General features: G+C 62.8%; 16 protein-coding genes and 1 pseudogene. 3 read left to right on the top strand and 14 right to left on the bottom strand.

The window, feature by feature from the left end:
• Nucleotides 1–246 precede the first annotated feature (246 nt).
• The 12 genes and pseudogenes from BM052_RS15425 to BM052_RS15480 form a co-directional block, all read right to left on the bottom strand.
• The gene (locus BM052_RS15425; RefSeq protein WP_091148344.1) at nt 247–1,248 is read right to left on the bottom strand and encodes a class I SAM-dependent methyltransferase; all 1,002 of its coding nucleotides are present in this window, start codon (nt 1,246–1,248) and stop codon (nt 247–249) included.
• Nucleotides 1,249–1,606: 358 nt separating this feature from the next.
• Nucleotides 1,607–2,696 (bottom strand): annotated as a pseudogene (locus BM052_RS15430) (IS630 family transposase).
• Nucleotides 2,697–2,886: 190 nt separating this feature from the next.
• On the bottom strand, nt 2,887–3,738 hold the full coding sequence (locus BM052_RS15435; protein ID WP_255406187.1) for an energy transducer TonB: 852 nt from the start codon (nt 3,736–3,738) through the stop codon (nt 2,887–2,889).
• Nucleotides 3,735–4,169, bottom strand: a complete 435-nt coding sequence (locus BM052_RS15440; protein WP_091148346.1) for a YbaN family protein — start codon at nt 4,167–4,169, stop codon at nt 3,735–3,737. The genes BM052_RS15435 and BM052_RS15440 overlap by 4 nt, the downstream gene beginning before the upstream one ends.
• Nucleotides 4,153–4,746 carry a biliverdin-producing heme oxygenase gene (locus BM052_RS15445; protein WP_091148348.1) on the bottom strand — a complete coding sequence of 198 codons (594 nt, stop codon included), beginning with the start codon at nt 4,744–4,746 and terminating at the stop codon, nt 4,153–4,155. The genes BM052_RS15440 and BM052_RS15445 overlap by 17 nt, the downstream gene beginning before the upstream one ends.
• Nucleotides 4,747–4,823: 77 nt before the next feature.
• Nucleotides 4,824–6,275 carry a surface lipoprotein assembly modifier gene (locus BM052_RS15450; RefSeq protein WP_091148419.1) on the bottom strand — a complete coding sequence of 484 codons (1,452 nt, stop codon included), beginning with the start codon at nt 6,273–6,275 and terminating at the stop codon, nt 4,824–4,826.
• A gap of 146 nt (nt 6,276–6,421) precedes the next feature.
• Entirely contained in the window at nt 6,422–7,186 is a 765-nt protein-coding gene (locus BM052_RS15455; protein WP_091148350.1) for a Slam-dependent surface lipoprotein, read from the bottom strand.
• 115 nt (nt 7,187–7,301) lie between these two features.
• Entirely contained in the window at nt 7,302–10,307 is a 3,006-nt protein-coding gene (locus BM052_RS15460) for a TonB-dependent receptor (protein WP_255406188.1), read from the bottom strand.
• A gap of 216 nt (nt 10,308–10,523) precedes the next feature.
• Nucleotides 10,524–11,504, bottom strand: a complete 981-nt coding sequence (locus tag BM052_RS15465; protein ID WP_091148354.1) for a FecR family protein — start codon at nt 11,502–11,504, stop codon at nt 10,524–10,526.
• Between the two features lie 110 nt (nt 11,505–11,614).
• Nucleotides 11,615–12,115, bottom strand: coding sequence for a sigma-70 family RNA polymerase sigma factor (locus tag BM052_RS15470; RefSeq protein WP_255406189.1), 501 nt, complete (start codon nt 12,113–12,115; stop codon nt 11,615–11,617).
• A gap of 328 nt (nt 12,116–12,443) precedes the next feature.
• Entirely contained in the window at nt 12,444–13,673 is a 1,230-nt protein-coding gene (locus BM052_RS15475; RefSeq protein ID WP_255406190.1) for a PepSY-associated TM helix domain-containing protein, read from the bottom strand.
• Entirely contained in the window at nt 13,673–15,793 is a 2,121-nt protein-coding gene (locus tag BM052_RS15480) for a TonB-dependent siderophore receptor (RefSeq protein WP_091148361.1), read from the bottom strand. Before BM052_RS15480 ends, BM052_RS15475 begins: the two co-directional genes overlap by 1 nt.
• Before the next feature lie 344 nt (nt 15,794–16,137).
• Between BM052_RS15480 and BM052_RS15485 the strand changes: the two genes are divergently transcribed.
• Genes BM052_RS15485 through BM052_RS15495 form a run of 3 tightly spaced genes read left to right on the top strand, consistent with a single transcriptional unit; the run spans nt 16,138 to nt 20,464 of the window.
• Nucleotides 16,138–18,396 carry a TonB-dependent receptor gene (locus BM052_RS15485; protein ID WP_091148363.1) on the top strand — a complete coding sequence of 753 codons (2,259 nt, stop codon included), beginning with the start codon at nt 16,138–16,140 and terminating at the stop codon, nt 18,394–18,396.
• Nucleotides 18,393–18,971, top strand: coding sequence for a hypothetical protein (locus BM052_RS15490; RefSeq protein WP_255406191.1), 579 nt, complete (start codon nt 18,393–18,395; stop codon nt 18,969–18,971). The genes BM052_RS15485 and BM052_RS15490 overlap by 4 nt, the downstream gene beginning before the upstream one ends.
• A complete protein-coding gene (locus tag BM052_RS15495) occupies nt 18,968–20,464 on the top strand; it encodes a PepSY-associated TM helix domain-containing protein (RefSeq protein ID WP_091148365.1) in 1,497 nt (498 codons plus the stop codon). The genes BM052_RS15490 and BM052_RS15495 overlap by 4 nt, the downstream gene beginning before the upstream one ends.
• 98 nt (nt 20,465–20,562) lie before the next feature.
• On the opposite strand, the gene BM052_RS15500 is transcribed toward BM052_RS15495, so the two are convergent.
• The gene (locus tag BM052_RS15500) at nt 20,563–20,886 is read right to left on the bottom strand and encodes a hypothetical protein (protein ID WP_091148366.1); all 324 of its coding nucleotides are present in this window, start codon (nt 20,884–20,886) and stop codon (nt 20,563–20,565) included.
• Between the two features lie 10 nt (nt 20,887–20,896).
• Nucleotides 20,897–21,667, bottom strand: coding sequence for an energy transducer TonB family protein (locus BM052_RS15505; protein ID WP_255406192.1), 771 nt, complete (start codon nt 21,665–21,667; stop codon nt 20,897–20,899).
• Nucleotides 21,668–21,696: the final 29 nt, after the last annotated feature.

Raw genomic sequence — 21,696 nt, forward strand, 5'->3', positions numbered from 1 at the left:
GTTCCAAACCGTCAGGCCGCGTTAGCGACCTGAACCAGCCGCTTTGAGCGGCTCACATCGTAAAGCCCCCGGCTCTGCCGGGGGATACTTACTGACTGCTACGCTGGCGAGGTGAGAATCCTGTTTTCGGCCACGTAACGCAGGAAAGAGGCAGCGTCGGCCCCGCCTTTGCGAGGGCGACGAATATGAAGTGGGACGAGTTTTGCGCGCCATCGCCATCCTGACGAATGCGGCAAATGCGTGACCTCAGCGAGGCTTACGCAGCAGGTAGTAGCCCACACGTAAACGCATGGCGGCCTTGGCCAGTTCGACGCCGAGTTGGCCCATTGCGGTCGCGAAGCTCCGCAGGCTGTCGGTATTGATAGCAATGCTGCGGCGGCGGGTCTGCGCGATGACTTCAAGCCCGTTCTCGCACGCGAGCCAATCGATCGTCCGGGAACTGAATGCGTTGAGATGCTCGAGCGGTTGGATGGCGCCGCACGCCTCCGCGTCACCCGGGATCGCGCGAGCGCCTTCGGTGGCGAAGAGGGACACGTTGTGCAGCTTGCCAGCACGCAGGATGTTCTCTAGCCGCCCCCGGAAAGGAATCGCGACCTTGAACAGGCCGCCGGGAGCCAGCGTTTTCGTTAACCGCGCGAAATCCCGGCCGGGATGGACCAAATGCTCGCAGACCTGCTCGGTGTGGATGAGGTCGAAGGTCATGCCGTCGATTTTGTGGTCATCGAGCATCTGTATCCCGAGCGATACACCGTGCCTGTGTTTGTCGGCTCCAATCTCCGTCGCATATACTTTCGCGCCCATGCCGCGCGCGACACGGGCCCAGCGCCCCATACCCATGCCATAGTCGAGCACGCGGATCTCGCCGATCGGTTTACCCAGCTTGCGAAAGATACTCGCGAACTCTCCCGATATGCGCTGATAGTTGTCGAGCGTCAGTAGCCCGCTTTCGTACTCCTCGAGATTTTTCGGCCTAATCATCCGGGTGTAGATTGTGTTGAGCAGATCATCGCCCGGCACTTCGGTCTGGTAGATCAGGTCACATTGGCGGCAATGGTCGACGAAGAAATTTGCAGACTTCAGCAAAGTCCAGTCGACCTCACCCTGCCCGGCGAAGTGCGAGGTGATCAGCGACCTGACCGGATCGTCTGAATAGCTGCATTCGTAGATGCGGGCGGGATCGCCGTCACTGCAAACGGGACAGGCCTTCCGGCCGACGAAATGGACTGGTGCCGAATCTTGGCTCTGCATTCAGGCGACCGAGGCGCGTGCTGCCATCGTATTTCTCATTATTCTCTCCCATGCCTTTTCCGGCGCATGACGCCTATCACACGCCGGACGATAAACATGGCTACTAGCCAGCGCGCTAATGTCGCGCATTCTAAGGCCCGCCCAGCCGCGCTCCGCAAGGGATTGCCGGGGGGGACATGCTCACGTCCGGCGTTACGTGCCACAATAGAGCCAGGGTGGGGAATGGAAAGGGCTTAACTGTAATTGATGGTGCGGATTGAGTGTAACGTGTCCATTCGTCAGACTGGTCTCAGCGTCTACTCCTGACAAAAGCCATTATTGGCGCATTTATGATGGAAGGCAACTTATACGTCCGGCTTTATTGATTGACCGTTGCCCATGGTCGTGCTCCGATAGATGTGATTTGTTGGGGTTGTGCGATGAACCAGTTCCAGGCGTCGCAGCCGGCATCGAGGATGGCGTCGTAAGTGTCGAAGACCCGATTGCTGAGCTTGTTGCCGCGCAGATAGGCCCAGACATTTTCGACGGGGTTCAGTTCCGGGCTGTATGGGGGCAGGTGGAGCAAGGTGATGTTGTCCGGGACGCGCAGCTTGTCGCCGGTCTGGTGCCATCCCGCACCATCGATGACCAGGACGGCATGCGCGCCGGGGGTCACGTTGATGCTGATCTCGAGCAGATGCAGGTTCATCATCTCGGCATTGGCGAAAGGCAGGACGAGCGCGGCGCCGGTGCCGCGTGCCGGGCAGATGGCGCCGAACAGGTAGGCCCAGGCATAGCGCTGGTCACGGGGTGCGGGAGGCCGGGAGCCGCGCTCGGCCCATACCCGGGTCAAGGTGCCTTGCTGTCCCACGCGGGCTTCGTCTTGTCACCACAGCTCCAAAGGCTTGGCCTTGGCCTGCTCTGGCAGCGCTGTGTCTATGAGGGCGGCGAAGTCGCGCTGAAAGACGCTTGCGCCGCGGCGTCATGGCCGGGGTGACGGGGCCGCGGGACCAGGCGCCGGAAGCCGAGCCGCCGCAGCACCGTGCTCACCGTGCGTTCCGCCATATCGATGGCGAACTCGGCCTTGATCTCACGGACGAGGTCGGCCCGGCGCCTCCTGAGCGAAGTCGAAGGGGTACGACGCCATGCTCGGCCGGGTCGGGGCCGGCACGAACCCACTGCGCCACCTTCGCTTCCTGTTCGGGCGAAAGAAGGCGTTTGGGTCCGAAATCGCCAGGCCGATCCGACAATCCGGACAAGCCTTCTTCGTTGTAGCGATGCACCCAGTCGCGAAGGGTCTGTCGGTCCATTCCCGCAGCGTGCGCCGCCTCCGCCCGCGACTTGCCTTCCAGCACCAACGCCAGCGCCAGCATGCGCCGCGCCGCCGCCGCATCCGATGAACACCGAGCCGCACGGCGCAGCCCGGCAGCATCCAAATCCATACGCGTAATCCTGATAGCCGCGCCCATCTCCGCCTCCTTGTTTGCACGAATGCAGCGAATCACAGCTGAATTCCAATGGCAACCCCCAGTGAGTCAAGCAATCAGGCCGGGCGTATTACACGTCTCTTGCCAGGCCTGCGTCATCATCGAGAAACCGTGCGGAGTGGGTATGGGTCGACGGAGAATATCATCCTGTCCGGACCACTGCCTGGCAAACTCATCTTTGCGCGCTCAGATAGAATTCGACCGGGATCGTCAGCTCGATTTCGTCGGGCCGACCCTTGGGGATGGCGGGAAGGGGCTGTGCCCGTTTCAGGGTGTCGAGCGCGGCCTGATCCAATGTCGCGAAGCCTGAGCTTCGCTGCACCGATGCGGTGAGGATGGAGCCGGCCCGGTTCATCCGAAACCGAATCTGCACCGTGCCTTGCTGGCGAGCCGCACGAGCGCGCGCGGGGAAGCGGCGATACTGCTCCAGATGTGCTAGCAGCCGGGCTTCCCAGCTCTGACTTGCGTCGCTGGACAGCCTGTCTGCGGCGGGCGCGGCAACGGTCTTCGGCGCTGTCGTTTCGGGAACAGGTGGGCCGGGATCGATCACCTCGCCCACCGGCTCCCGTACCTCGCGCGCCATCGGTGTGAGCAGGGGAAGCTGCACCAGCGGCGGCGGGACTATGTCAGGTTCAGGCTTGGGCCTTACTTCCCGCCGCTCGACTTGTTCAGGGCCAGGAGCTACCTCACGGGCTGGCCCGGGAGGGGCGGCGAGTGGTTGCAACTCGACGACCAGCGGCGCGGAGGGCGAGACGACCGCCGGTCGCACGATCCGCCAGGTGAAAAGCACACAGGCCAGAACCATTGCAGCGACTGCCGCTGTGCCGACGACCCCGACAATCCGGGTCCGCCAGTCCATCGGTTGATCGCAATAGCGGCTGTAGCCGCGAGTAAGGGGATGGGCTGCTTGCGGGCTAGCGTTGACGTCGTCGGCGAATCGGTCATAGCGATAGGAGACCATGGCGACATTGCCGGCGAGCAATCTGCCCTCATGGTCCGTCAGCCTCTGCAGATTGGATCTCATTGCTCATCTCCCGGCATCGGACGGCGAATGATCCACACGGCAGCGGCCAGCATCCCCGTCGCTACGGCGAAGGCTAACCCCCAACGCGGACGTACATGCAGCCAAAACAATGCATAGCCGACCGCCATGCCCAAGCAGGCTGCGACCTTGGCGTGACGCGGAACGGCGCCTGTCGCCCGCCACGCCCGAAGGCCGGGACCGAAGCGGGGATGATCCAGCAGCCATGCTTCCAATCGAGTCGAGGACCGCGCGAAGCAGGGAAGCGCCAGCAGCATGAAGTCGGTGGTGGGGAGGAGCGGCACGAAGATGCCGACAAATCCCACAGCCACCAATAACAACCCAACCGCCAGCCATGCGGCACGGACTGCCCGCCCGCGCCGGAGCAGGTCGTCAGCCGCAGGTTCTGCACCGAGTTCAGCCAATGCGCGCATCGACCAGCGCCTGCACGCGTGCAAATGCGGCATTCGCGCCTGCCACCGCACGGGCTTCTTGCTCGGCTGTCAGTTCCGCCGCATCGAGAACGGCGGTGAAGGTACGCCAATGCGCGGCAGGCCCCTCGGGGGTGGGAGCGAGATGGCGCGCGCCATGCTCGTCGGAGAGCCCAATCTTCGCCGCCTCCTTGCGGAGCAAGGCCGCGCCCATGTTCGATCCTTCCGCCACATAGAGCCAGCCCAGCGCTTCGGGAATATCGATCGCAGCGGTCTGCGCGAATGCCGGTGGTGTATCGTCCTGGGGAAGGGATAGGCCCAGGTCGGCGAGGTCGGCCACGATCAGCGGCAGGCGCCGCCGTTCCATCAGACCAGGCAGAATGGCCTGTAAAGCCACATCGTCATAAAGCGCGCCAATGTCGCGATGGAATAGATATTGCACCGTCACGAACCGGCCGTAGCCCTCGATGGTGGCAAAGGGCGCGGCAGCCATGATCGACGTGTCGAGCCGGTCATGGGTTTCATGGGTCGATGCCTTCAGACGCTTCGCGCGGGATGGTTCGAGAATATCAGTCGTCATAGATGCTCCTATTGTGATGAAGAAAGATGCTTGGGCGCGCGGTCCGAGAGTTGGCGCTTGGGTCAGCAGGCAGGGCGCTAAAAGGCATAGTCCATCCTCACGGCCACGCTGGTTTTTCGATAAGAGTAGAGCCAGTCGACGTTGCTGCGGACGCGGCTGTGCTGGACGAGAACGCTCGGTGTCAGGCTGGCGAACCGCAACGCCGGGAACCGGATGTTCCCGACATAATTCTGTTCACGGTCACGGCGCTTGGCCTCGAGCAATTCGCTGTAGGCCCGATAATCACGCTGCCGAAATGACGCGAAGGCAAGCAGGCTGACCGCCTGTCCGAACTGCTTGTTCACCCCTAGCCGCAAACCATATTGGCGATAGGCGTTGACCGGATCATCGGCTTCCTTGGCGGCAAAGTCGGGGCCTGCAAACAACGTCCAGCCGCGCGGGAGCACTTTCCAACCAGTCAGCAGAGCTTCGGTGAGCGCGCCATCAAAGTTCCGATAGGATGGCGGGCGATAGTTGAACCAGCGGCGGCTGGCCTCGATCCGGATCGCCGAAGTGGCGGAAGGATTGACCATCGTCTCCGCGCGGATGCCGATGGCGTCGTAGAGGATGTCTGATCCCAGGGAGCCGAGGTCGAAGCTCGGCGACAGCGTGAAACTTGCCCGGGCCGTGCGATAGTCATAGCCCAGTTGCGTCGTCAGCGTCGTCTGGCTGTAACGGCCATGACCGGGATAGATGTCGCCGTAAAACAGCGCGCGGCCGGTGATACCGCTGTGTCCGCGAAGGGGAATGCGCCGGCTGACGCTGCTCTCGAAGTTGATCCCGGCCGCTTTGATCGGATCGGGCACCTTGCGATCGATGAGGCAAGTGCCGTCGTTCGCCGCCAGCAGGCAAGTGTAGCTGGCCGACGACTGGTTGAGATTGCTGCTGTAACCCGGGCCTATGGCCACCAAGCCCTGCCAGCCTTGCCGCTTGCCGAGTGCTTGGGTGAAGCTGTCGATGGTACGGCGGACGCCTGCCGCTTTATCGCCGTCCTCCGCAAGGGCGGCACGGGCGGTTTCGAACATGCGGCGTGCTTCGCGATCCTTGTGATTCTCGAACAGCACCCGCGCCAGTTCAAGCTGGCCGGGCACGAAATCGGGCTGGAGGGCGAGAAGCGTCCGATACTGATGCTCGGCCTCGTCCAGCTTGCCGTCGGTCCGCGCAAGCGCCCCCCGAGCATAAGCGACGAGTATCGGGTCACGCTCCCCAAATGCCAGATAGGCCTTCAGGAATCTTTGCACATCAGCCCATTGCCTGCGTGCAATGGCGATGTAGAGCGCCTCGCCAATTTCGCTGACCGTATTGGCGACGGTGTAGCTCTTGCCGTCGATCTCGATGGTTGATGGAACGCCGCCCAGATCGTCGGCATCCCTCAGCAATGGCCGCTCGGCCTCGGCGCTTTGCCGGTCCCGCTCGTGGTCGAGGCGCAGCCGGGTATCGGCGCTGCCCGATGTCTGCGCGGCGGCGGTGCTTGCCAGAGCGCTAGCCATGGCAAGGCTCCAGGCAAGCTGGTGCAGAAATCGGGCGCGGTCGATCGTCACGAAATAGGGGAATCCTGATGGACGGAAGGGGAACGGCTGGGAAACAGAGGCCCCTGGCGGAGCCCCTGTCCCGTTGCCGTGTCGGCTGCGAAGCTTCAGTTCTTCGTGCCACCGAACGCGGTGTCATATTGGTTGCTGGAGAACGTCACGATGCCGGCCAGCGCTGCGGCATTGCTGCCATAGAAGCGCCCGCTCACATCGCCGCCCGACGCCACGGTCGAGCCGGACAATGTCGCGCTGGCGCCATCGCCGATGATGTTGACGCCATCGATGTCGGCCGTGCCGATGTTCACGGTGTAACCGGAACCGGAATTGGCGATGCTGCCGGTCAGCGTGGAGGCGCCGAAGTTGGCGGTGAAGGTTCCGGTCAGCAGACCCTTGTTGGCATAGTCGCTGATGCCCTTGACTGAATAGGTCGCGGTCCCGCTTGTCGGCACGGTCGTCGTGCCGCCATCGTCGCCCACATAATAGACGGTGTGGTCGCCTGCCGTCACGCTGGATGTCTGCGACCATTCGCCAAAGTACAGGTTGGCGCTTCCGACCTTGGCGAAATGGAATACACCAAGGTTGCTGTGGTCGGTGGGAACGCTTGTTCCGGAATTGATCGAGCTGACACCGTTACCATCGGTGCCGACCGAGGATTGTAGCCCCTGGAAGTCGACGAGATTGCTGAGTCCGGTGGCAGGCACTGCAATGCCTGGACGCCCGGAGACATGAGGACCGCCATTGATCGTGCTGGTCCCGACCACGACCTTGCTCGTGTCGCTGGATTCACCCGCAATGCTGGCATGGGCGGCTCCGGCGAACGCCGTTGAAGCCACAAGAGCGATGGCAATCCTGTTGAGGTTCGAGAGTTTCATGTTAGTTCTCCTACGTTCGAGTTGCCTGCGAACAGGCGCTTGCACCCAGGGTTCGCCACCGCATCCACGTCTTCATCAGGGATCGGGAAGTGGTGGCGGCCCTGAATTTCCATGATCAGAACCGGCCGGTGAGGCTGAGACGCACCGTGCGCCCGGGAGCGGGATTGAGCGCACGGGTCAGCGGATCGGCATAATATTTGTCGGTGAGGTTGGTGCCGACCAGTTCGGCGGAAAAACGGTCGTTCAGCCGGAACTTCACATAGGCATCGAGAGTCAGCGTCTCACCCCAGGCATAGGGAACGTTCAGAGCGTTTCCATCGATGGGGTCATCGCCGCCGATGAGTTCAGCCAGCAATGGATTGTCATATTCGCTGTACCAGGTGAGTCGGCCGCCGACCTCGAGGCGCCGGTTCAAGAAGCGTCCGCCGATCGTCCAGTTCACCGTATCTTCAGGGGTTGCCTGGGTCAGCAGATAGCCGCCGTGGAAACCATATTTGACGCAGTCGGGCACGCGGCCAGAGCCATAATCCATCTGGACTGCGACGCTTTCGTCGCAGACCTTGTTGGTGGTCATGTGACCTGCACCAATTTCAGTAAAGAAGCCGCCATTGTCGTAGCGCGCCTGGAACTCGAATCCGGCAATCACCTGCCTGTCGATATTGTTGAACATCAGCCGTGTGGTGCGCTCGATCACATTGCGTGTGGTGTTGCGATACCAGGTGAGCTTGAGATCGGCCGCCTGCCCTTCGCCGTTCAGGCCGAACAGGCCACGCAGATCCTGAACGTACGCGGCTTCCCAGGAGTAGAGATGCTCCGGCTTCAGCTCTTCGAGCGGATTGAACGATGCCGAAAATCCGACCGTGCTCTCGAACATGCTGGGGAAGCGATAGGCCTCCGCATAGCGCAGATAGACGCGGTTGCTGCCGCTGAGATAGGCTGTCGCCGACAGCATCGGCGCCCAGCCATGGCCGGACTTTCGATCCGCGCTGCTCGGCGTGAACGCCTGTTGGTTGGAGACGAGATTGCAGGTGCCCAGATAGCTGGAGAGGCTATCCAGCGATCCGTTGATGCAGACATTGTCCGCCCGGTGGAAGTTCCCGTCCGCGTCCGGCTCCCATGGGGCGCTGTTGTTCATCGTGAAGGTGAACGGGGCGGCGATATAGGCGGCAAGCCTGCGCTGGATGATGCTTTCGCTCGTATAGCGCGACCGCAGATAGGCCTCATAGGCGGTCGCGCCAAATTCCTCCGTTTCGTAGGAAGCGGTGTAGCTGGTGATCGCATAGGCGGTGAACTGGCTCGCATTGCCCGCGGCGATCTGCGCACGCATGAAGTCGTCGACCGCCGAATAACCGGAATAGGTGAGGCCGGCATTGAACTTCAGGAAACTGACCGGGCGCCATTCACCTTTCAGGTTGATGCGATACTCCTCGCGCCGTCCCGCGCGCGGATATTGGCGCCAGCCGTCATAGACGCCGTTCCATTCATCCTGCGAACGCAGTTTTTCATGGCTCCAGTTTCCTTCGAGAAGCAGGTCGAGCCGCGACGACAGCTTCATCTGGTTGCTGGCGGAAAAGCCGATCCGGTTGTTCTGCGAATTGGCAATCGCCGTGTTGCGCAGGATGGGATCGTCGTATGAAGCGTAGTTCGGAAAGCCGCCCGCGCTGTAGGTATGGCTGGCCGTGCGGGTCGCCCAGAGATTGGCCTTGAGATCAATCCACCGGCTTTCGGGCTGCCACTTGTACTCGGCGTTGTAGGCCTGCGCATGGACGCGGCTCAGCGGCCACTGGATCGCCCCGAAATCCTCGGCGGAAAGGATGCGCGAGGGCATGATCTCGCCATATTCCGACTTGCTGTCACGGAAGCCGAACTGGAGATACTGGTCATCGGCAATGTGCCAGGTGCCCTTGAACAGCCAGGACTTCGTTTCGGACGAGGTGTTGGGTACCTCGTTGCCCGGCTCATAGCTGAGCGCCATGCGCTGGATGTAGGTCGCCGAGGATTGTTCCACATCGTCTTGCGAGTAATAGCCTGCCCCATTCTCGCCCGAGAAATAGTTGCCGCGCTTGCGCCAGGCGTAGGCGCCGAACACGTCGATGTCGCCTATGCGGCCGGCGACCGCGAGGCGCGCCGCCTTGTCTCCCATTGAAAGAAAGTCATTGTCCTCCGCTGTCCGCAGCGTCACGCGCAGCGACGGGTCGGCATAGGGCGAGGTCGGATAGCCCGGCGTCCCCGGAGAACCCGGAAACCCCTCCACGGTGCGGTAATCCTGCCCGGTGAGCAGGGTCGGCAGGCGCGGTGAGGTCGAATTATTGCCGCCTTCCAGCTTCAACTCGATCCCGAAATTCCGGCCTGGCTGCAATATGTCGCCGGCATCGAGCGTGTTGATGACGACCGCGCCGCCGGTCGAACCGTTGACATCACGCGTCGAGACCGGCCCCTTGAGCACCTGAACCCCAGCAATCAGGCTTGGGTCGATATAGCTGCGGTTGCTCGCGCCATTATAGCCGCGCCAGACGGTCAGCGCCTGTTCGGTGCCGTCGATGATGACCGGCACGCGTCCCGGCCCCTGAATGCCGCGGATGCTGGGATCGATCGCGCCGCTGTTGCGTGCGTCGCCGCTGAAGACATTGACCATGCCTTTCAACACGTCGGACGGGGTCACGCCCTTGTATCGCTCGACCTCCTCCTTGCCCATGTAGGTGGAGGACAGATCCTGATCGTAGATCGCATCCTTCTGCCGCAGGTCGCGCTCCGCGCCGGTTTCATTCGCCGGGGTAGCGCTGCCACCCTCCACGCGCAGGGAATCGAGCACGATCGTGCCGGCCCCGGACTGGCCGGCTGACGCGACCGTTGCGGAGTGAAGCGACACGATCTCGCCTTCGATCCGCGCGGCAAGGCCGGTGGAGGCAAGTAGCCGGGCCAGCGCCTGTGACGCTGTCATCGTGCCCTTGACGCCCGGCGTGGAAAGTCCACGCACCTGATCGGCGTCCATGCTGACCTGCAACCCCGACTGGCGGCCGAAATCCGCCAGCGCGCCGGCCACCGATTGGGATGCAATGTCGAACGACCGCACTTCCTCGGCAGCCGCCGCTTGCGCCCATGTGGCGCTCGGTGCGCTCAAACCGCCGACGGCAACCGAGGCGAGCAGCGCGCCGGCCCAAAACCGACGCTTCCCAAACTCTTGAAAAATACCCCCCGAATTCACCTGGCCTGTTCCTCTCGTTGAAGTTCGATACGCAATGAATACGCTAATGCGAGTCATTTGCATGAACTCAACGTTCAAGCGGCGGTGAATTCCGGGAAAAAATTCAGGCGGGAGAAAAAAGTCTGCGCGCGGCTAGCCGACTGTCACGATTCTCAGCCACGGCGACACCTGGGAAACCGTAACCTTATGTGCTCGCGTCAGCGCTTTCAGCGCGAGATCGGGATCGTGCAGATCGTATATTCCGCTCACACGGCGGTCTCTCAGCCCCGGCCCTTTGGCGATGATATAGCCACCATACCAGGGGCGGATGCGGTCGATGACATCGCCAATCGGCAGGTCGTTGACGATTGCCACACCATCGCGCCAGCTCGCCACCCGGTCGGGACGGATTGCACCGCGAATGGCCTCGCCCTCGACCACCGTCAGCGATTGCCCAGCGACGAGCTCCACGCGATCGGATCGTGCGCGGTCCGAGGTTACGGCAACACGGCCACGCTGCACAGCGACGTCCGTCCCAGCGTCCGTCAATCGCACCGAAAAGGCTGTGCCGAGAACGGTGACGCTGCTGTCGCCCGCCATGACCCTGAACGGCCGCTCCTTGTCGTGCGCGACGTCGAACCAGGCCTCGCCTTGCAGCAAGCTTAGCCTCCGACCCGCAGCCTCATTCGTGAAAGCGATCGCCGTGGTCGGCGCCAATTCCACCGTGCTCCCATCTTCGAGCTTCACAAGACGCAGTTCACCCGTTCCGGTCATCGCGTCCGATTGGAGCCGGAGTGCAAGATATGGCACCGCGACCCATGCAAGGCAGGCGGCCACAGTAAGCGAAGCGAGCGTGCTAGCGGGCCGGATGTTCCGAAACCAGCCACGGGGACCTGACGCGATTGGCAGGACGGATATGGTCCGCCGAGGTAGGGGACCGGCGGCAGCGATCAGATCGGAGACCCGTGCGGTTTCCTCCCATGCAGCAAGATGGGCCGGACTGGTGGTAAGCCAATCGATAAATTCCGCGCGTAGCGCATCGTTTTCGGGGGCGTCCTCAAGCTGCACCAGCCATGCGGTGGCTTGACGACTGATATCGCCCCGCATCCCGTCCGCCGTCGTTCCCGATTTCATCTCCGCTTCCACATTATGTTGGGCATGGCCCCGCCGACGAGTATTTTGGGTGGCTTCATAGATTGAACGAACGGGGCTCTCACAATTCCGGGAGTTTTTGCAGCAGCGGCTCAATCACGACGCCGAAGAGCCTTTTTGCAATATTCGACGCCCTCCATCACCAGTTCCTGTGCAAGGCTTTTCGAAATACCCAGTTCAGCGGCGATCTCGACAAGCTTCATGTCTTCGAACCGATGCATTTCAAAGGCCCGCCGTGTCCGTTTCGGCAGCTGTGTCACCGTCCTGTGGAGCAGTGCCAGCTCATCCTTCGCCTCCAGATTCGTGTGCTGCGACGGCTCGTCACTCGGTACGAACGCCGCAGCGACGGTAGCTTCCGATCCGAAGATTTGATTCTCGCGCCTCCGACGCCGATACCGATCGAGAGCGAGGTTGTGGACGATCCGGAAAAGATAGCCTTTAGGTTCATCAAGCATGCGCGTGCTGGTTGCCGCCCGGAAACGCAACCAGGCTTCCTGCACGACATCCTCAGCTTCGGCCGAATCCCCCGTTAGCCTTGCCGCGTAACGGAGAAGCTCCGGCTGTGCCGCGACAAAAACCTGGAGGGTATCCACCCTAGACACCCGCGACTGCTCCCTTGGTTACCAATGACGACAGGTCCAACCACTAGCACTTCTCTTATTGCGAACAAATCGCAAAACCTGCGGTCGGAATGCTGCTAACGATGCAGCGCGATTTCGGGCGAAGACAGTTTTAGAATTCGAAACGCAAGCCGCCGTAGAAGGTGCGCGGCTGGCCAATGGTGATGCGGAACGTACCGCCCAATGCCGAGAAATAGCGCTTATCGCCGATATTCTTCACGCCAAGATCGATGCGGACGCGACCACCATAGGAATCCAGCGGTAGATAATACCACAGGCCGCCTTCGAAGAGGGATCGGCGTCATTCTCCGGTAAGCTTGGTGGGGATGAGCGCGAAAGCGAGGATGACGAGCGCAAGCGAGGGCCATGCCATGAAGCCCATGCCGCGCCACATGGCGGCGAGGACGCCGCCGCCTTGCCGTGCAGCAACGTCCTGCCGTAACCGCAGCGCGTAGATCAGCACGCCGGTAACGGCGAGGCCGGTCAGCGCCGCGCCGTGCAGGAACCAGACGATCCGCGCTGGCAGGCCGCCCCATGTGCCGAAATGCAACGGGTCGGCGGCTTCGGATATGCGCTGGTGAAGCGATAGTTCCTCGCCACGCACGACTTCGACCACGGCCTGACTGTCCGGATCGAGCATCACGGCGTTGGCCCGTTCGCGCACGAGCAGCGCCTTGGCCTGTCCCATGACCACAATGCCGCCGGGCTTCCCTTTGGGAAATCCAATCGAGCTGATGTGCAGATCGGGAAAGTCCTGCCGGGCTTTCGTTACCAGCACGTCGAGCTGTGTTCCGCTGGTTTGAGCGGGCGCAAGCATTTCGGGCGGTCGCGGGACGGGCGCAGCACCGCCCATCTTTTCGACGAAATACCAAATGCCGGTCACGCCGATCAGGGCGACGAACCACAGGCTCCAGAGGCCCACGAAGCGATGCAGGTCACCGGTGAAGCGGCGACCGTCATTGCGCCGGCCCTTTCTGCGGCGCGGCGCGCGGAAAAAACCGCGCCACCATTTCTTATAGACCCAGAAGGCGGTCACGACCGAGGCGAGCAGCGGAAAGGCAAGCGCGGTCACGATCGGAACGCCGATCGCGGTGGGCATCATCAGGTTGCGGTGAAGTTCACGGAATAGCCGCTGCGCGTTGAACCAGGGCGTCCGGCCGCGAACCTCGGCCGTCCAGGGATCGATCTGGATGCGAAACCGGTCGCCGCTCGGCTGCTCGGCGACCGCTTCGACCGCGAACCACGGTTCCGAAGGCGCGTAGATCCACTCGATCCGCGCGTCTCCGGCCGCGTCGCGCGCCGAAGCGGCCAGCTTTCCCCAAGAGACTGGTGCTGTTTCTTGAGGCGCGACCCGCATGGCGGGTGTCAGGAGCCAGTCGATTTCATGCGAGAGCGTCGCGATGGTGCCGGTCGCCAGAACGAAGGCAAGGAACAGGCTGAGTTGCAGCCCCGCCCATTGGTGGACCCGCCACCAGAGCGAGCGCCTGACCTGACCTTTCTTTGGCATGCCCGTGGCGGCGACAGTCGCCATCACGGCTTCCAGCGCAACTCGGCGAAGACGGTGCGCGGTTCACCGGGGAAATGGCCGGTGCGGGCGATGAAGCCGGAGGCTGCATAGGTCTTGTCGAAAATGTTGTCGATGCGCAGCAGAACGCTCAGTTGCGGAGTAATCTGCTGGATCACCGAAGCGTCGAAGATTACATAGGGTTTCACCCGCTGCCCCTCAATGCTGAGGCGCTCGCCGACAAATTCGCTGCCGAGCGCGACGGCGGTTCCGGTCGAGCGGAACTGATAGCGGGTCCACAGCCCCGCCTCATGCTTTGGCGCATTGGCGAAGCGATCTCCCACCGCATTGGTCAGCGACTGGCCCGGCACGGTCGCGGTGATGCGCGCATCGTTATAGGCATAGTTGGCGGTCAGCACCCAGTCTGGCGTGACGTCAGCCGCCAGTTCGATTTCGAAGCCCTTGCTGGTGACTTCGCCGATGGGCGTAAGATCGTCGACGCCATCGGAGCTGTCTCCGTTGGGGTCGGTTTGCAGCATGTTGCGGCGCTTGATCTGATAGACGGCAGCATTCGCCTGAAGCTTGCCGCCCATCAGCGCCAGCTTGACGCCGGCTTCGACCTGTTCGCCAGTGATCGGCGCGAAGGGCCCGCCAGCCAAGGGGGTTTGCGAAGCGACGGCCTGCGGTTCAAAGCCTTCGGACCAGCTTGCATAGACCGAGATGTCGGAGCGCGGCTTGAAGATCAGCCCGCTCCGGAATGTCCAGTCGCCGTCGCTGTAGGTGGTTCCGCCAAGCAGATCGGCATCCTTGTAGCGATCATAGCGGGCACCGCCGACCAATATCCACTGTTCCGATAGGTGAAGCTGGTCCTGGAGATAAAAGCCGTAGCGCGTGCTGCGCGTGTCGGTGGGCCGCTTGGCGATCGCTTCCAGATTGTAGAAGGACGCGCCGGATAGACCATAGACCGGATTGGCAAGGCTGAGCAGCGGGATCCGAGCGAACGGGACCGTCCGGCCCCAGAAGTCCGCATCCTCGCGATACCAGTCGGCGCCGATCAGGAAGCGATTGTCGAGGCCCGCGATACGCCGGTCGATGGTCGCGTTGCCCGAAAGGGTCAGCCCCTTAGTGGTACGCTCCTGATCGCGCAGCTCGCGCCGTGAAGCGTCCACCACGCCATCGCCGTCGGTGTCCACCAGACCGCGTGCCTCATGATATTGCTGCCGCTCGCGCGCATTGAAATAACGGGTAGCCAGTTCCACCGCGATGCCGTCGGCCGGTTCGGCCTGGAGCCGCGCTTGATAGACGGTCGCGCGCAGGTTGAGGAAATCGCTTTTCTCGTTGGTATTCCAGCTTCGGTCAGCCAGAAAATTACCGTCGTCGTCAGTGGGCACCCCGCGCAGCCGCGCTCCGCGGTTCTTTTGGTCAAAATGCGTCACCTGCCCGATGATCCGGGCATCCTCACCCAGCTTCACGGTCAGGCCGCCGTCGAGGATCAGGGATTTTTCGCGCGTGTTGTTCCGGAACGGATCCATCTGCTCATAATAAGCGCCCATCCGTCCCAGCAGGACGCCGCTGCCGGTGATCGGCCCGGAAATCTCGCCCGACGCGCCGTAGCGATCATAGTTGCCGACCGTGAGGCTGGCCTGCGCGGCCAGTTCGTCCGTCGGCGTCTTGGTGACATAGTTGATGAGGCCGCCCGGCTCTCCGGGACCGTAGAGCATGCCCGATGGCCCCTTGAGCACTTCCACGCGCTGGATATTGAACAGCCTGGGCACCGAGAACGCGATGAACGGGTCGCCGCGCAGGTTGTCGTAGAAAACCCGATCCTGGCGGAAGCCGCGAAAGGTGACGCCCGAATAGCTGAAGATCGTGACACCGGCGATGTTGCGATAGAGGTCCGTCGCATCGCGTGCGCCTTGGTCGTCGATCAACGCTTCGTTGATGACTGTCACGGATTGCGGAATGTCAAGCGGGTCGCTTGTTCCACGCGCGGCGGATGTCGATTCCACGCGATAGAGCTTCTCGGCCCGGCCGGTGACGATGATGTCACCAGACGCTTCGCCGTCGACCTCGGCCGCGTGCGCGAAAGGCGCGATACCCAGGGAGACGGAAACCGAGAACAGCAGAGATATTTTTGACGCGACCATGATACCCCTTTCGTTTCAGCGCCCTCTAGTAATATCTATTCGCATTAGCAATATGCCAATCTGAGGCTTGTGCGAACCGATCGAGAAGCGTGCGAGAAAATTTCAGCTCCCTCAGGCTGTTAAGCAAAAGTGCCTGGTCGGTCCCCAGCCGACCGTGACGATCGATCGGCCGCAAGGCGGACCGCATATGCGCCGATTTTCCCCGTCATCGTCACCCTGAAGCAAGTCCGGGATGACGACCTTGGAGAGGGAAGCTTCATATGCGATCGCTCTGTCAATCGCCATAGATGCGATTGACTCGCATTAACGATATGCTAAGCCAAGGAGAAGAAATGGGGGAATGAATGCGTCACACTTGGCTTTGGTTGTCGTCGTCTCTTATCGCTGGGCTCTGGTCACCATCTGCATTGGCCGAGGAACTGACCGGACCGTCCGGTGAAGAAATCATTGTCACCGGCGAAAAGACGGATCGGACTTTGCAGGAGACCACCACCTCCGTCAGCGTGACCACCAGCCGGAGGATCGCGCAGGAAAATGTCGTGACGATCCAGGAAATCTTTCAGCGCACCGCCAACCTTTCGGAGACCTACGGTGCGTCCGGCTTCTCGATCCGCGGCATCGATCAGCGCGGCGTCTCGGGCGGCGGCGACGCGGCGACGGCGACGGTGTTCGTCGATGGCGCGCCGGTGCCGCAGGACGTGCTGTCGAACGGCCCGACCGACATGTGGGACGTGGCGCAGGTCGAGATCTTCCGCGGGCCGCAATCGACCATCCAGGGCCTCAATGCGCTGGCGGGCGCGGTGCATATCCGCACGCAGGATCCGACCTTCGACTGGAGCCTGAAGGGCCGCGCGCTTGTCTCCTCCTTCGACACCACGCAATTCGCGGTAGCGGGCGGCGGCCCGCTGGTGCCCGGGGAACTCGCCTTCCGCGTCTCGGCCGAGAAGCGGGATTCGGACGGTTACATCCGCAACATCACGCGGGATGAGCCGGAGAGTCCGGTCGATTCCACCTCGATCCGCGGCAAGTTGCTGTGGACACCCTCCGCACTGCCTGGTTTCGAAGCGCGCCTCGGCTATCATCATTTCGAGACCAAGGGCGGCTACCTCTTCACTTATGTCGACCGATCGGTCGGGGATTATTTCGACAACCGGACCAACCCGTCGAACTATCCCAACAGCAGCGATGTCGATAACGACCAGGTGACGCTGGACCTGCGCTATGACCTGGGCGGCGGCCTGTCGCTGAGCACGCTGGGCACTTGGACGGACACTGATTTCATCCGCAAATATGACGGCGACAATTCGGCCGTCAACAGAGCCTATAGCGACATCGTCGGCGGGGCCGAGACGTTCACGCAGGAACTGCGTCTCAACTATGAGGGCGACCGGCTGAGCGGCCTGGCCGGCCTGTTCTACTACAATCGCGACCAGTATCGGCGCGCGCATCAGGTCACCCTGGTGCCGACGCCCGGCCCAACCATCGCAAACCTGTTGACTCCTGTGTTGGGCGCCCAGACGGCGGCGCAGGTGGCGTCGCTCTACACCGCCGCGCTTCCCAATATCCCGGTGGACTATACCTCGAACTTTCCGACGAAGGTCGCGACCATGGCCGTGTTCGCAGACGCGCGCTATCGCCTGACCGACCGGCTCTCGCTGCTCGGCGGCTTCCGCTATGATCGCGAGCGCAACAAGATCGGCGGCGAGGCGGTGGCCACCTTCGTCGGCACCTTGCCCGATCCCACGGCTTACGGTGCGCTGGCGCCGGCATTCGTGGGTATCAACGCCGCTGTCCTGGGGCTGGTCGACGACGCGAGCGGTTCGGCCCCGGTGGGTACGCGCACCTTCAATGCCTTCCTGCCCAAGGGCGGCGTGGAGATGGCGTGGACGCCGGACATTGCAACCGCCTTCGTCGTGCAGCGCGGCTATCGTTCGGGCGGCAGCGGGTTCAACACCGCCCGCTCGCAGCTTTTCCCCTATGATCCCGAATTCACCTGGAACTACGAACTGTCGCTGCGCTCGGCCTGGCTCGACGGCCGGCTGACGGTGAACGCCAACGCCTTCTACATCGACTGGACCGACCAGCAGACCACCGCCAATTTCGGTAACGGCACCTATGACACGCATACGGTCAATGCCGGCAAGTCGCATCTCTACGGCTTCGAGCTGGAGCTGGCGCATCGCGTGTCGCCGGCGTTCGACTGGTATGCGAGCGTGGGTCACACGCGCACGAAGTTCGACGAGTTCGTCACCGATGTCGGCTCCATCACCGACCTGTCGGGTCTAGAATTCCCCTATGCGCCCAGATGGACGCTGGCGGGCGGCGCCAATGTGCGCTTCGGCGGCGGCTTCAACGCCAATGTCAACGCCAGCTACCGCAGCGCGGTCTATTCCGATGTGTCGATCCCGCAATCGGACAGCCGCGTCGGCGCGCGAACGCTGGTCAATGCCCGGATCGGCTATGAGGGCGAGCATTGGAGCCTGTCGCTGTTCGCCAACAACCTGTTCGACGAGAAGTACGACCAATATATCAACAGCTTCACCAATTTTTCCATCATCGGTACGCCGCGCAGCGTCGGCGTGATCCTGGAAGCCGGGTTTTGACGGGCGCGGTGGTTCCCGGCGCGATGGCGGTCATTCTCGGCGGCGGCGTCGCGGGAGCCTGGATGCTGCGCCGCGCCTGGAGCCTCAAGGCCGGCAAGGCGCCGTGGCGATGGGCGGGACTGTCCCTCCTGTCTCTCAGCATCCTCTGGCCCGCATGGGTCCTGGGAGAAGCGCGCGGTCCATTCACCGCGTTGACACTGCTGTCGGTTGCAGCCTTCGCCGTCATCGCTTCCGGCTATACGCTCCGGCCGGCCAAAGCGGGCCGCGCCGCGCGCGAGGGACTTGCGCCCGAACCGGCGGAGCGCGCGCCGAGCGCCTGGCGCACCACGCTGCGCTGGTCGCTCGCCGGCCCGATCGGGATGGTGGCGGCGATGGGGCTGGGGATCAGCTATGCCGTCTGGGCACCCGGTGAGATGCAGACGCGCCTCCTGATCGGCGGCCTGATCGTGCCTCTGGCCTGGGGCGGCGCGATGGCGTGGACGCTGGCGGACAGCCGCATCCTGCGCGCGACTGCAGTGCTGGTGGGAACCGCCATCGTCGGGTTCGGCGCGGCCATGCTCAAGGGGTTCACATGACGAAGACGAAAAAGGGCGCGGGCTTCCCTTCGCCCGATCTCGTACGCGCGGTGCTCAAGGGGCATAGCGGCCTGGGCCTGGCCTTCGCCGCGCTGCTGTATCTGGTGTGCCTGACCGGCACGATCGCGGTGTTCGCCAACGAGTTCCAACGCTGGGAGAATCCTGGCGCCGAGCGCATGGAGACGATGTCTGCGGACGCTGTCCAGGCCGCCTATCGCGCTGCGATCGACCGCACCGACGGGCCGGTCGAGCATGTCCTCATCCTCATGCCGAGCGAAGATCGCCCCTGGCCGACGCTGCGGGTCGATGCCGCGGACGGCACCCAGACGACCTGGATCGCCGACAGCGCGGGCCGCATCATGGGAGAAGTTCGCGAGAGCTGGACGAAATTCCTGACCCGCCTGCACATCAACCTGCATCTGCCGCAAAGCTGGGGCATCTTCATCGTCGGCCTGACCGGCGTCGCGCTGCTTTCCTCGCTGATCTCCGGTCTGCTCGCCCATCCGCGCATCTTCCGCGATGCCTTCCACCTGCGGCTGGGCGGCTCGCGGCGCCTGCAGGAAGCCGATCTGCACAACCGCATCGGCGTGTGGGCGCTGCCCTTCCACTTCACCGTTTCGCTGACCGGCGCGCTGCTTGGCCTCAGCACCATCATCGTCGGCGCGATCGGCCTTGCGGTGTTCCAGGGCGATACCGCCAAGGTCTATGCCATCTTCACGCCGCCCCATCCGGCAGCGGACGCGCGGCCCGCGCCGCCGCTCGACCTGCGGCCCCTGTTCGCCAGTGTCGACGCACGCGCGCCGGAGGGACGCATCAGTTATCTTGCCGTCGAGCATCCCACGGAAATGGGCGCGGCCGCGCTGTTCGAGGTCGAGGACGGCTCTTCCCGCTTGGCCAACGCGGACAGCTACGCGTTCGAACGCACCGGCAAGCTCTATCACGAACAAAAGGCGGCACGGAATAATGTGGGCCAGCAGATCCTTGGCTCGCTCGGGCTCCTGCATTTTGGCTGGTTCGGCGGCGGCGTCATCAAGATCGCCTATGCCCTGCTGGGCCTTGGCCTTACCTATCTCGCGGCGGGGGGCGTCAACATCTGGCTGGCGCGAAGGCGGGACAAGGGCAGGCCGGCGCCGGGCTGGGAGCGCGTGTGGGCCGCTTGCCTTTGGGGGCAACCGGTCGCGCTGGCAGGCGTGGCAATCGTCGCGCTGTTCACGCCCTTGGTTGGGCCTTTGATCTGGACATGGGCTGCGGTCAGCATTGCAGCGCTTGGTGCGGCCGCGCTGTTCCCGCCCGCCACGCTGTCGCGGATCGGACGCGCTGGAACGGGCGCGCTATTGATCGCCCTTGCTGTTGCACATCCTGTTTTCAGAGGCATCGGCGATAGCATGGCCTTGATCGTCGATGGCGCTCTCGGGCTTATCGGTGTCGGTTTGCTTGCGGCCTCCATCGGTCAGGTTTCAGTCTTCAGGAGGAGAACGCTGCAGGCCACATGATTGGCGGTCATTTGCGGTCGAAACGGTAAGGCGGCGCTGTACAGCGCCGTCAGCTAAATCGCTAACTAAACGTCACGGACGTGGCGCATCCTGTTGAATTATCGATGCGGTGCGACCGAATCGAGCGTAGCGCTCAAATCGACCGCGCGACGACGCGCTGCATGCTCGACCTTCCACGCGGCGACGCTACGCGTGACTTCATAAATCCCGATCGATTCCCGTACAACTGCGTCAAGCCCCTCACGATCGACCGGGCGCTTGGCATGGTGCCGGAATTCGGCCGCGATTTCGGTCGGCAGCCAGGACGTGGCTGTGGCCAACTTACGCAAGCCGGCGAAATCCCCGACCCGCTTGTTTTTCATTGATGAGAGGATATTGGCGTCGAGCGTCCCGGCGCAATGCGCGATGGTCAGTGTCAGCATGGCATCGCCGTCATTTGAGGAAGAACTCGACAGGCGCGACCAGTTCGATCGTGTCGCCTTGCCTGTCGTTCGGCGGCTTGGGCAAGGGTTGTGCGCGTTTGGGCAGGGCCAGTGCTTCCCTGTCCAGATCAGGGAATCCCGATGAGCGTTCGAGGCTCACCGACAGCACCTTGCCGTCACGGTCGATGACGAAGCGAACCCACGGCATCCCTTGCTGCCTGCGCGCCATGGCAAAACGGGGGTAGCGGCGATGCTTGTTGAGCGCCGCCAGGACCCGGCCTTCCCAGGTGTCCGGGCCGTTGCCGGACACCTCGGGGGCTGGCGGCGCGGGCGTGGTCCGGGGTGCGGCTGTCTCCACTTGCTTCGGAGTTGGATCGGCGGGTCTGGCTTCGTCCGGAATCGGGATCGTCACTTCCGATATGGGCCGGATCGTTGGTTTGAACGGCTCCGCCGGGACCGGTTCGGGCAGCGTGATCTTCTTCTTGACGGGGTTGGGAGCCTCCTTTTCCTCGGGCGGCGTTTCCGGCGGAGAGGCGGGATGCTTGAGGTCCATGACCGTCAGCGTGGGTGGCGCTTTCATCGGGATCATATGGTTGACGGTCAGGAACAATCCCGACAGCACCAGCATATAGACTAGGGCAGTGCCGCCGAGGCCGACCCAGCGATTGTTGCCGGAAGACCGGTAGCCATGATGTTCGACCGCGCCGGGCTCCGGTGGCGGAACATCATAGGGCGGCAACGCCCGAGCATCGGTGTCGCTGCGGAACTGATTCAGCAGCATTGACGCCTCCATCCAGAACAACGGATTGC

The sequence above is a fragment of the Novosphingobium sp. CF614 genome (assembly GCF_900113255.1).
In the GTDB taxonomy this organism is placed as follows: Bacteria; Pseudomonadota; Alphaproteobacteria; order Sphingomonadales; family Sphingomonadaceae; genus Novosphingobium.